This is a genomic window from Desulfosporosinus sp. (assembly GCF_014237355.1).
Lineage (GTDB): Bacteria > Bacillota > Desulfitobacteriia > Desulfitobacteriales > Desulfitobacteriaceae > Desulfosporosinus.
Genome location: NZ_JABZFS010000013.1, coordinates 96,173 through 108,722 on the forward strand (window position 1 = coordinate 96,173; position 12,550 = coordinate 108,722).

10 protein-coding genes are annotated in these 12,550 nt (G+C 40.7%); 1 reads left to right on the forward strand and 9 read right to left on the reverse strand.

Going from position 1 to position 12,550, the window contains the following annotated elements; translation table 11 throughout:
• Positions 1-34 precede the first annotated feature (34 nt).
• The 6 genes from pyk to HGJ98_RS02485 form a co-directional block, all read right to left on the reverse strand.
• Positions 35-1,771: a pyruvate kinase gene (pyk, locus tag HGJ98_RS02460; RefSeq protein ID WP_291349404.1), complete on the reverse strand. Its 1,737-nt coding sequence runs from the start codon at positions 1,769-1,771 to the stop codon at positions 35-37.
• A 19-nt stretch (positions 1,772-1,790) separates the two neighbouring features.
• The gene (gap, locus tag HGJ98_RS02465) at positions 1,791-2,801 is read right to left on the reverse strand and encodes a type I glyceraldehyde-3-phosphate dehydrogenase (RefSeq protein WP_291349405.1); all 1,011 of its coding nucleotides are present in this window, start codon (positions 2,799-2,801) and stop codon (positions 1,791-1,793) included.
• A gap of 239 nt (positions 2,802-3,040) precedes the next feature.
• Positions 3,041-4,183 carry a PRK06851 family protein gene (locus HGJ98_RS02470; RefSeq protein WP_291349406.1) on the reverse strand — a complete coding sequence of 381 codons (1,143 nt, stop codon included), beginning with the start codon at positions 4,181-4,183 and terminating at the stop codon, positions 3,041-3,043.
• A gap of 423 nt (positions 4,184-4,606) precedes the next feature.
• The gene (locus tag HGJ98_RS02475) at positions 4,607-6,649 is read right to left on the reverse strand and encodes a heterodisulfide reductase-related iron-sulfur binding cluster (RefSeq protein WP_291349407.1); all 2,043 of its coding nucleotides are present in this window, start codon (positions 6,647-6,649) and stop codon (positions 4,607-4,609) included.
• Positions 6,650-6,715: 66 nt separating this feature from the next.
• Entirely contained in the window at positions 6,716-7,705 is a 990-nt protein-coding gene (locus tag HGJ98_RS02480; protein ID WP_291349408.1) for an electron transfer flavoprotein subunit alpha/FixB family protein, read from the reverse strand.
• Positions 7,706-7,720: 15 nt separating this feature from the next.
• Positions 7,721-8,494, reverse strand: coding sequence for an electron transfer flavoprotein subunit beta/FixA family protein (locus tag HGJ98_RS02485; protein WP_291349409.1), 774 nt, complete (start codon positions 8,492-8,494; stop codon positions 7,721-7,723).
• Between the two features lie 975 nt (positions 8,495-9,469).
• Between HGJ98_RS02485 and HGJ98_RS02490 the strand changes: the two genes are divergently transcribed.
• Positions 9,470-10,186, forward strand: coding sequence for a Crp/Fnr family transcriptional regulator (locus tag HGJ98_RS02490; RefSeq protein WP_291349411.1), 717 nt, complete (start codon positions 9,470-9,472; stop codon positions 10,184-10,186).
• Here HGJ98_RS02490 and HGJ98_RS02495 read toward each other — a convergent pair.
• The 3 genes from HGJ98_RS02495 to pstB all read right to left on the reverse strand — a co-directional run bounded on the left by HGJ98_RS02495 (position 10,178) and on the right by pstB (position 12,526).
• Positions 10,178-10,777 carry a 4Fe-4S dicluster domain-containing protein gene (locus HGJ98_RS02495; protein WP_291349412.1) on the reverse strand — a complete coding sequence of 200 codons (600 nt, stop codon included), beginning with the start codon at positions 10,775-10,777 and terminating at the stop codon, positions 10,178-10,180. The genes HGJ98_RS02490 and HGJ98_RS02495 overlap by 9 nt on opposite strands.
• A 215-nt stretch (positions 10,778-10,992) precedes the next feature.
• Positions 10,993-11,652, reverse strand: coding sequence for a phosphate signaling complex protein PhoU (phoU, locus tag HGJ98_RS02500; protein ID WP_291349413.1), 660 nt, complete (start codon positions 11,650-11,652; stop codon positions 10,993-10,995).
• Between the two features lie 121 nt (positions 11,653-11,773).
• Positions 11,774-12,526, reverse strand: a complete 753-nt coding sequence (gene pstB, locus HGJ98_RS02505; RefSeq protein WP_291349414.1) for a phosphate ABC transporter ATP-binding protein PstB — start codon at positions 12,524-12,526, stop codon at positions 11,774-11,776.
• Positions 12,527-12,550: the final 24 nt, after the last annotated feature.

Consider the following 12,550-nt stretch of genomic DNA (forward strand, 5'->3'; position numbering starts at 1 on the left):
GCCGATGGGCTATTCGCGTTTTAGGTAATTGGGTTTAAAGAATACTAACGGAACCTTCATACATCATACCAGTCAAGGCATCAACTGTTATCGTTTGTCCATTTGATACCTTAGTAAATGCCTGTTTAGCACCTACAATGGCTGGAATCCCATATTGTAAGGCTGAGATAGCCGCGTGGGAGGTCAAACCAGCCTCTTCGACGACTAATGCGCCAGCCCGTGCAATTAATGAAACAAAGCGCGTATCCGTAAACTCTGCAATTAGAATGTCTCCTTCATTAAAAACATCCTTTTCAGGAAATTTAACGTTTCGTGCGAATCCGGAATAAGATCTCCGCCCTATTCCGGTACCCTTGGACAGAATGTTCCCCATGATTTGAACTTTTATCATATTTGTCGATCCAACCTTACCAATAGGTACACCGGCAGTTATCACGACTACATCACCAGCCTGTATATAGTTATGTTTTAACGATGTATTTACTGTTACTGACAGCATTTCATCCGTTCCGGTGCTTTGAGGAACAAGAATAGGTTGGACACCCCATAGGAGAGCTAGTTTTCTAGCCGTCTTATCAAAAGGGGTTGCCGCAATGATCATAGCCAAGGGGCGATACTTAGAGATCATCCGAGCAGTTAAGCCAGAATGGGTTGGAGTCAGGATAGCTGTGGCCTGAAGGTCCTTGGCAATGGTATAACTTGCAAAACTGATTGCTTCAGCAACATTATGCTGAGCTTGCCGGGAGGATTGATTTTTGTTACAGGTTTTTTCAGTACGCACAGCAAGTTTATCCATCATTTTCACAGCTTCAATGGGATATAGACCTGCTGCGGTTTCTCCGGAAAGCATAATCGCATCTGTTCCATCTAAAATTGCATTAGCTACATCACTTGCTTCAGCTCTTGTTGGTCTCGGTTGGCGTATCATAGAATCTAACATCTGAGTTGCGACAATAACAGGTTTACCTAGTAGATTACACTTACGAATCATTTCCTTCTGTCTGATGGGGACTTCTTCAACTGGAATTTCAACCCCCAGGTCACCACGTGCGACCATCAGTCCGTCAGCAACCTCAAGTATAGCGTCTAGATTATTAATCCCTTCTTGACTCTCAATTTTAGCTATGATATGAACATCTGCTCCCATTTCTTCGACAACTCTGCGAACGTCCAAAATGTTTAAAGCTTTGCGCGTAAACGAAGCCGCGATAAAGTCAATACCCTGGGAAATTCCAAAGCGTATGTCTTCAATATCTCGTTCAGTTACAGCAGGCAGATCAATCAGTGCGTTTGGCGTATTAACTCCTTTTTGTGATTTTAGGATTCCGCCATTACGAATAATCGTACGAATAATTTCCGGTTCACTTGACGTAACTTCTAAATCTAGCTGACCATCATCGATAAGAATATGGCTGCCTGGTTTGACTTTACGCCATAAATCAGGATAGGTGATTCCTACCCTTTGTTGATTGCCTACGCTGTTGAGATCGGTATCCAGGATAAATTCCGATCCATTTTCTAGATTAATCCCCTTATCCGGAACTTTTCCAGTGCGTACTTCCGGACCTTTCGTGTCAAGTAATATCCCTAAATGCTTTCCGACCTTAGCTGCTTCTTCCCTTAAGATTGAAATTCTTCGACTATGCTCTTCATAAGTTCCGTGGGAAAAATTAAGTCGTGCAACATCCATACCGGCAGCTAGAAGTGCTTGAACCTGTTCCTTTGATTCACTTGCTGGACCAATTGTACAGACAATTTTAGTCCTTCTCATGCCTATATCCTCCTTCTAGCTACAACCCTTTTGTTACAATAAGCTTTGCCAAATCTAAAATGCGATTCGAATAGCCCCATTCATTATCATACCAGGCTAAAACTTTAACCATGCGATCTCCCATCATCATGGTCGATAATCCGTCTACAATAGCGCTGGCAGAATTCCCGTTAAAATCACGAGAAACAAGTGGTAATTCAGTATAAGCCAAATATCCCTTATAATTACCCTGGGCTGCTTGCTGTAAAGCAGCGTTTACATCGTCTCGAGAAGTAGGCTTAGTTAAATTAGCGACAAAATCGACTAAGGAAACATTGGGAGTTGGTACTCTTACCGCGAGTCCATGCATTTTCCCTTTTAGTTCTGGTATTACTAGACTGACTGCTTTAGCGGCTCCGGTGGTTGTAGGGATCATGGATTGATATGCAGCTCTAGATCGACGCCAGTCCTTATGTTCTAAGTCTAAAATACGTTGATCATTTGTAACTGAATGAGTTGTTGTCATCATTGCTTGTTCTATTCCAAAGGTTTCTAATAATACCTTAGCGACTGGAGCAAGACAATTCGATGTACAAGATGCATTTGAAATAATATGATGCTTTTGTGGATCATAAAGATTATCATTTACACCCATAACGATTGTAATGTCTTCGTCTTTTGCCGGAGCTGAAATAAGCACTTTTTTAGCTCCGGCAGTGAGATGTTGTGCCGCATCCTCTCGCTTCGTGAAACGCCCGGTTGACTCAATAACGATATCAACTCCTAGCCTACTCCATGGTAAATCTAATGGACTTTTTTCAGCTAAAACTTCTATTCGTTGATCGTCAATCATCATAGTACTTCCATCAATTTCAACTGAATTAGAAAGAACTCCGTGAACTGAGTCATACTTAAACAAATGGGCTAATAAATCCGGACTTCCTAAATCATTGATGGCAACCACTTTGAAAGGCAGAGTCTGACTAAGGGCTGCTCTCAAAGTAAGTCTACCGATTCGACCAAACCCGTTAATTGCTACGTTTATACTCACTTGTTAAACCTCCTAGAATTTCAAAATCTGTCATTCAAACAATACTCTCTTATACTACATAGATTTATAGGTAACCAGTTCCTTAAATATTTGATATTGTTACTTTGTATCTATATAAAGGACCATTTTGTAATAAAGAGATTAAACTATTTACAGGTTATGATCTTATCTTTTTTATAATTCCCTAAAAAGAAAAAAACTTGCAAAGAATTGCAAGTTCAGTACGAACACTTTATTAATTACGAGTTTGTTTTTGGGCTTGTAGTAACAACGGCTACAGCTTCTTCTACATCATATTCCAGGATCCTATCCAACACTGTTTTAAGTTTTTCCTCAACTTTCGAGAAATTCATCGCTGGAACATAGTACGTTTCTAGTAAGTCGTGAGTAGCCTTCGCTTTTGAAGAATGTTTAAGGGCCCTAGTAATATGTTGATTTACTCTGATCTGACAATCCCTAATATCTTCTCCGCAGTCTTCTATTAGCTGACTCTTATCAACACTTTCTTCAAAATCCAGGGTTATCCTTTTACCGTTAAAATTAGGAGTATAAGCATAGGGTTCAGCATCAATAACCATGGCTATTTGAAGATCTGGAAGAATAATAAGGTCCAATTGCTCAGGGTCAAGGGTATTATGATAATACTCAATATCTAGGCCGTAAGTCTTTCCTCGCTGTGCAATTTTTGAAAGGAATGTGGACTTTCCCGTTCCCGGTTGCCCTTTGAGTATATAGAGAGTCTCTGTTCCCTTTAGCAGCGAATCAATAAACTGTGTTTTTCCTTGCGGAGTATGACCCCAAGCAAATAGATGACGTTCTTTACTCCGATCTTTAGGGGGGATTTTAAAGATGTCTCGTTGAACTCGTAAGGTCATCTGATTAATCTGATTCCAATCCTGGTAGGATGAGGTATAATGTTTCCACTCACTTAAGGCAATTTCAGCTTCTTTTAAGGCAAAATACGCTCGAGGGAAATAACCTGAGGCCTTTGCACTGCAGGCGATAATTTTATCTCTGGCTTTTTTAAGCATGTCTTCGTTCCAATATTCACCAAGGTTGATAATTTCGTCTACTGCGCCTGGGTTTTTCGGATCCACGATATGAGGTGCTGTTCCATCTAATAAACCAATTTTAAGTTTAGGAATGACAACTCCATCAATCGATCCATTATCCGAAGAACAACAATGATACTCAATATCGTAACCGCGATCTAACATAGCTTGAGCAATCTTTTTCATAAAGGATGATTTCCCTACACCGGGTCCCCCTTTGAGAACAAAGATATGGTTGGCGTCTTGTTCAATCAAATAGTGATAGAATGAGTAAAATCCTTGGGATGTAACGGCACCAGGAAACATCTTCTTTATATGTGCATTAGACATGTAGAAATCTCCTTTCCTCTTTAGCGTCTGCACACCATTTTTATTCAGATAGACTAGTTTTAGTTCCTGTTTTCTAAAATATTCATAACGCGCGAAGACACTGTCTTCGCACGTATAAGTCCTTTTTGCAGACACTGTCTTCGCAGGCGTTTACTTTCTTGCAGGTATACTGCTGCAGTAATTTCTAAGAAATACCGAGACATGCGCCTGGGTATTTAGGGTAATGTCGAAACGAAGGTGCTTGTCATTCTGAACGCAGTGAAGAATCTATCCCGCTTCCGAAAACTTGGGTTAATAAGATCCTTCGCTGCGCTCAGGATGACATAAGTAAAAGGGTACCTCAAACCTTATACTTCAGATAAATATATGAAAAGACCAACTGATCATGATCAGTTGGTCTTCGGTAATTCTTCGATACTGGTTTTACAACGCTTTTTCTAAAATCTCTGCTACATCTAGTGCCTTCATTTGTTCCCCAGCTTCTCGTGCAGCAATTCCGTCGGCAAACATAGTAAGACAGAACGGACAAGCGGTGCCAACATAGTCAGGTTTAACAGCGATAGCCTGATCTGTACGCATTTCATTAATACGTTGTCCTTCGTGTTCTTCCAGCCACATACGGCCTCCACCAGCTCCACAACAGAAACTTTTCTCGCCGGTATGTGACATTTCTTTGAGACTTAACCCGACTGCTTTAAGTAATTCACGTGGTTGTTCGTAAATTTCATTATAGCGGCCTAGGTAACATGAATCGTGATAGGTCACTGATTTTCCATCAGAGTTCGATAGTTTTAGTTTTCCGGATTTGACCAAGTCTAACAGGAAGACCGTGTGGTGAATAACTTCGAAGTTTCCACCGAATTGTGGGTATTCATTCTTTAAGAAGTTATAGCAGTGTGGGCATTGAGTAATAATTTTCTTAACGCCATAACCATTCATAACCTCAATGTTTTCAGTGGCTAAGGAATAGAATAAATACTCATTTCCTAACTTACGAGCGGAGTCACCGCAGCATTTTTCTTCATTTCCAAGTATTGCAAAATTAACACCTGCAGCTTGGAGCAACTTGACAAGGGCTGCTGAAACTTTTTGATTACGTGCATCAAATGCTCCGGAGCAACCGGGCCAATATAAATACTCAGCGTCTGGGGCTTCTTCAAACGTTTTAACCCCTAGGCCTGTAAGAAAATCAGCACGTGTACTCCAACCAATCCCCCATGGGTTCCCGTTATTTTCCATATTACGGAAGGCAAGTTGAGCCTCAGATGGGAACCGTGTCTCCATGAGAACAAGGTTACGACGCATATCAATCGTTTTGTCAACATGTTCTACGAACACTGGACATTGTTGTTCGCAAGAACGACAGGTTGTACAAGCCCAAAGATCATCCTCAGGGATTACTTCGCCAATGAGGGCTCTACCAGTCCACTCTTCAGTCTCTTCAGCCTCGCTTGCAGCAGCAGCTTCTTGACCGGCAGCCTGGGCTAATCCTTTTGCTTCAACTTGGAGAGCCGCACCGGTTTCTTCCATCAGAACCCGCATATCTTGAATAATACGTTTTGGACTTAAGTGTTTACCGCTTAGGTAAGCAGGGCAGTTATCTTGGCAACGTCCGCAACGCAAGCAAGCATCCGTATTGAACAATGTTTTCCAAGAAAACTCACGTAATTGGCTTTTACCAAAGGTTTCAAGGTTCTCATCTTCAAAGTCAATGAGTTCAGGTATCCCAATAGGTCCACGATTACGGAAGAACTGATTGAGTGGTCCCAATAGAATATGAAAAAGCTTAGAGTATGAGAAATATGCAATGAAGGCCATCGCTAAGACAAGATGGAGCCACCAGAGGAAAACGTGTAAGGACAAGAGTTGGGCTTCATTAAGTAAGGCTTTTAATGGAACAGCCATCCACTGTCCAACAAAGGCATACGCTGCCCAAGGATCAGGCACTACAGCCATACGTGCTCCTTGGATAACAAAACCCGTCAAAAGAATAGCAAATAATAACGCAAGGGTGATAGCATCATCTGCTTTATTATCTAAACGATCGGGTCTTTGAATATACCGTCTGTAAGCAGCGATGAGGATGGCGATAAGAGCTGCAAGTCCAAATAAGTTAGCTGTTACTTTAATGAAAAGATAAAGCCAACCATGAAATATGTTTAATGAGAAATCCGCTTGTACTGTGATAACGGCAGTGGCAAAAGCTAGAAATAAAAATCCATAGAATATGCCAGCATGCATTAATCCAGGATAACCGTCCTTAAGAATTCGCTTATGGGCAAAGGTATAAACAAGAACGTCTTTAATTCCTGGCCATATATCTTTCCATCGATTCTCAGGCTGGCCCAGTTTCCAGAGCTGAAGCCGTTTATAGACTCCATAGCCAAAGATAGCAAGAGCAATGATAAAGAATAAATAAAGCCAATTATGTCCTTCAATGTTCCAATACACTTGACGTGTTGCCATTCTTTCCTCTCCTCACCCTTTTATTTAAGGAAGCGCCTTGAGAGGCGCTTCGCTAAATGCTATTCCTTATTCATTGACGAGTTTCTTAAACTCTCCAGTCAATAAGGGAACTACTTCGAATAAGTCTCCAACGATACCATAATCAGCAACATTGAAGATGTTAGCTTCAGGGTCTTTGTTTACAGCTACAATGAATTTTGAGGACCCCATACCAGCTAAGTGTTGGATTGCTCCAGAAATTCCGCAAGCAATATAGAGGGTAGGAGCAACAGTTTTGCCTGTTTGTCCAACTTGGAACTTGTGCTCCTTCCAACCTGAGTCTACAGCAGCACGGGATGCTCCAACAGCAGCACCGATTACATCTGCTAATTCTTCAAGGATAACATAGTTTTCAGGACCTTTCATACCACGTCCACCAGAGACAATGATATTTGCTTCTGTAAGTTCTGGACGTTTGGAAGCAGCAACGGCAACTTCCTTCAGGATGGCAATTAGGTCAGAAGGATCAATCTCTGCAGCTTCTTTGACCACTTCAGCCTGACGTGCAGCATCTGGAGCAGCTACAGGGAACGTGTTGGGGCGAATCGTAGCCATAATTGGGCGAACATTTGATGTAAGGTGAGCAAATGCTTTACCTGCGTAAATAGGACGTTTGAAGTTCAGGAAGTTACTGGGGTCAATTTCCATACCTGTGCAGTCGGAAGCTAAGCCAACGCCAAGTCGTTGAGCTAAACGTGGAGCAAGGTCCTTACCAACAGCGGTATTTCCAAGTAAAACAGCCTGAGGCTCTTCTTTACGAATGAGTTTATTTAGGACAGAAGTATAGGCTCCTGTTGTATATTCAGCTAGCTTAGCGTCATCAACAAGTATAACTTTATCTGCTCCGCATTCGGTGGCAGCTTGAGCTAATCCATCAATACCCTGACCGAGAACAACAGCTACCAAAGGTTCTCCTGTCTCATCTGCAATTTTTCGGCCTTGGCTGAGAAGTTCTAATGAAACTTTACGAATTTGCAAGTTGCGTTGTTCGACAATTACCCAAATCCCTTTAGCCATGTTTAATTCCTCCTTTTACAGAACCTTTGCTTCTTCACGCAAGAGTTTTGCTAATTCACTTGCAGCTTGTGCTGCATCACCAGGAATCACTCGTCCCGCCTTACGAGGAGTAGGTAAACTAAATTCATTTACCGTCATTTTTGGGGCAAGATCTCCGGCACTTAATCCAAGATCAGCAACAGTTAAGGTTTTTAATGGTTTCTTCTTAGCTTTCATGATACCAGCAACAGATGGATAGCGAGGCTCATTCAGCCCTTTTTGGGCAGTGATAACGGCTGGAAGGCTAACTTCAATTAACTCTGTTCCACCATCGATTTCGCGAGTTACAGTTGCTTGTGTTCCAGCAATTTCGAGCTTAAGTACACTGCTGACCGAAGGAACATTTAATGCCTCTGCTAAACGAACAGCAATTTGACTTGCACCATCATCAATGGCAATACGACCGGCTAAGATTATGTCATAAGGGATTTGAGCAACTGCTTTAGCTAGAATTGCAGCTCTGCCACACTCGTCCGTATTGTCAACTTCTGGATCATTGACCAATACACCTTTGTCTATCCCCATTGCCAATGCAGTGCGGACAGCTTCTTGGGCACGTGGACCTCCCATAGCTACTACGGTTACTTCACCGCCAAATTTTTCCTTAAGCCTGATTCCTTCTTCAATGGCAAATTCATCATAAGGGTTGATAATTAAATTAACCCCATTGGCATCGATTTTACCGTTACCATCTAGTACGATTTTTGCCTCAGTATCAAATGTTTGTTTGATGAAAACGACAATATTCACACTGTTTCCCCCTTACTGCAACAAAATAAATACTTAAGATTACGACTCTGGTTCATTAAGTCTCACTGGTACCATTGATAGACGAGGTGACGAGCCTCCACTCAAAACAACTTCGTCTCTGACTCATAAAGTCCTCTTCCAATAGGTCCCTAAAACGTCTGTCTTTTTTTCATAACACCCCCCATAAATGCGTGAGAAGGAATTTATTTTCCAACACAAGTATTGTAGACCCTGACTAGACACAGGCTAAGCAGAGTTCCCGGCAAAATCCTTGGATGAACGCATAAATAAGATTTCTTTCACATATTTAATCGAATGGGTCATTCAAGATTAAAACATTGACCTAGTGAACGTAATAAAATGCACAAGCTATTATATTGTTGCTTCTCACAAACTAAGACTAGCATTGAGTGCTCAATAAGTCAATATGGCCACAATTAATAAATCATATAGTACTTTGATTCTACTAATGATTTACAAACCAAATTTGGTCAACTTTTACCTAACCATTATTAATCTTGTTTTCTGTATATTCGACTAAAATCAGACAAATCCTTCTTTTCAGCCAATTACATTTGTGATTGAAACATTATCAATAATTATAAAGAACAAAAATAGGAGTGGCTTCTCAGCTCACTCCATTTTAATAAGGTATTAGTAGGTTTTATGTGGTAATGTGTTTTGAATATTACGCTCTTTATGCGTGTCAAACTCTTGATAATGTGGATCTCTTACAGTTACTGGAGATTTAGGACGTGATACTTTCTTGTGAGCACCCATTTATGTGACCCTCCCTTTTCCTACTAAGCGAATCCTAACGTTATTTTTCCCTTAGCAGACATTGATATGCTGGTTTTTAATGTAAAATAAATGTCATTCAAATTTAAGATCATATTCAATTGGCGTGCTATAATAAACATAGAAGTGAACATCAAGTTGCAGATATGAATGTCCCAAATAGTCTGGAGGAATAGAATGCTAAATGAGCAACACCTGCGAGAGGTTTTATCCACAAAACTATTCTCAGGCAAAATGACGCCTGAATTTGTAGACTTCTGCCTATCACATGGAAGACTTCGGCACTATGCACCCAAACAATACCTTTATTTCTCTGGGGATGAGGCAACAACGGTTTATTTCCTTATCTCGGGAAGAATTCGACTATACTTAATGGGTGAATTCACTGAGAAGATAATCCGCGTTCTGAAGCCGCCAGTTTTTTTTCCAGAAATAATTCTCGACGGAAAACCCTATCCTCATGCTGCTCTTTGTATTGAGGATACGGAGGTTTTAGCTTTAGACCAGCAAACCTTTATGCGATTCCTGGAAAGCAGTCCATCCTTACTGTGGATTCTTTACCGTGAACTTGCCCTGGATTTACGCCGCTCCTACCGACAAATAAAAAATCTATCACTTGGAGATGCTCGTCTACGTTTAGGTGCTAAGCTTTTTGCTTTAGCGCATGTACATGGGCTAAAGACACAGAACGGTGTATTGATTACTATTCCCCTATCCGCTACGGAACTTGCAGGAATGTGCAGTCTTGCTCGAGAGTCTGTGAGCCGAATTTTAACCGAATTAAAGGACATAAAATTAATCGAGATTAAAAAGAAGAAGATTACAGTTCTAAATACAGATGAATTAAGTTTATGGATTCGCGAACGAGCAGCCCGCTCTCGCTCTCTAAACTGAAATAGTTTTGCGTTCAAGAAAGTGTGTTAGTCTCTCTTGTGCCTCGCCATTTTCCATATAGTCGAGGACGGTTTTATAAACCCATTCGACCACTTCATCAATCGTTGAAACTTTTCCGATGAATGTCGCAAATCTTGGATGTCGCCCTACTCGACCGCCAAGGCGTAAGATCCATCCACTTTCTCCTCTTGTCAACGTCCCTGAAGGGCAAACCCTTTGACAGTTCCCACAGGAAAGACATCGATCCTTGTCAATGCTTATACCCTTCGGTTGTAATGAAATAGCTCCTTCTAAGCAAGAACGGACACAGACTTCACATTGCAAACATGGAGCATCGGTAATTAAAGGGTTTACATATCCGGAAATACTAAAGTCTTTAATATCTGGTTGGGAGCAGCCATTGGGACAGCCTGCCAAGCCAATCTTCGGGAGATGGTGATGTAAAATGGGATGAAACTTCTGTTCAAGAGTTTCATTTATCTTTAAATCAGCAAGTTTGGTTCTCAATGCTTCAAGAAGGTCGTTCCATTCGCAAGCAGATTTTGAGCAATTCGACCGACAGTGTTCGATTTGAAAGCCACTTTGGTTCAATTTAATTCCCCCATAGATTTTCAGAATTATGAATGAGAACTTACTTTATCTTTCTGAGTTAGTGTAGCAAATATACTAAACGATTGATGTGTTTTTGATCACACTGTGAATTTATGGCTAAAAAACAAATCACTAAGGTCAAATATTAACCTTAGTGATTTGTTTTTTCATAAATATATAGAGCTTCTAACTGGCATAGTAAATACTGTTTGTTATTACTCGTTCAAATCCATTCTTTTACCGTTACAAATATAGACGATTTCCTCAGCAATATTTGTACAGTAGTCTCCTAGTCGTTCTAAAAAGCGACTAGCAAAGAGTAGGTAATTAGCTTGGGTCACTTTATTAGGGTCTTCCATCATGATAGACCTAAGTTCTCCAAAGACACCCGAGTAAATTTTGTCTATCTGATCATCAATCAATGACATTTCTGAGGCAGCACCGCAATCTTCATCAACATATGCTTTTAGTCCAATATCTATCATTTCTTGAACCAATACACTCATACGAGGAATGTCAACGATGGGCTTAATAAACTCTTCTTCCCCTATTCTGATAGTTACCTTTGCGAGATCAACTGATAAGTCACCCATTCTCTCGAGGTAGATGGAAATTTTAAAGCCAGCCACAAGCTTACGTAAATCTCGAGCAAAAGGTTGCTGAGTTGCTATAAGAAGAATACATTTTTCTTCAATAATTGCTTGCAAATCATTGAGTGCAATATCCTTTACTACGATAGCGTTAGCTAGTTCAAGGTCCTGGTTAATCAAAGCACGTACGGCATCCGCTATTTGTTGGTTCACCATATTCCCTAGGTTAAGGATGTTTGTTCGAAGTTCCTCTAATTCATGATCGAATTTCTGACGAGTTGGCATTTCTGTTGCCCTCCTCTCTTTAAATGGTTTGATTAAATGGTTTAATTATAAGCGTCATTCCTATAAAAATATAGAGGCAAGTAAGATTCTCAAAATCAGTGATATAAATAAACAAAAAGTATTAACCGAACCGACCGGATATATAGTCCTCGGTTTTTTTCTTAGCTGGGCGAGTGAAGAGGATACTGGTTACATCTTCTTCGATTAAATCTCCACTTAAGAAAAATGCAGTTCGGTCAGAAACCCGAGACGCTTGATGCATATTATGAGTAACGATCATAATTGAATATTTATCCTTCAATTCTGCAATTAATTCCTCAATTTTCATGGTAGAGATGGGATCGAGGGCTGATGTCGGTTCATCCATCAATAAAATTTCTGGACCTACAGCTAAGAGGCGTGCAATACAAAGACGTTGTTGCTGACCACCTGAAAGTCCTAGTGCTGATTCATGGAGGCGATCTTTGACTTCATTCCACAAAGCGGCATCTTTTAAACTGGTTTCTACGATCTCATTCAATCGTTTCTTATCGGATTCCCCATGAATTCTAGGACCGTAAGCGATATTTTCAAACACTGACTTAGGAAATGGGTTCGGATTTTGAAAAACCATGCCGACCTTTTTTCGAAGTAATACAACATCGGTATCAGGAGCGTATATGTCCTGCCCGTCAATCGTTATTTTACCTGAAATCTTAACACTTGGTATTAAGTCTTGCATCCGATTAAGAGTTCGCAAGAATGTCGACTTGCCACAGCCCGAGGGACCGATCAAGGCAGTCACACTTTTCTCCTTCATTGTTAAACATATCTTATTTAAAGCCTGTTGATCACCGTAAAAGAGATCCAGTTTATCAACTACGATCTTGTCCATGTTAATTCTCCTCATCCCCTTCTA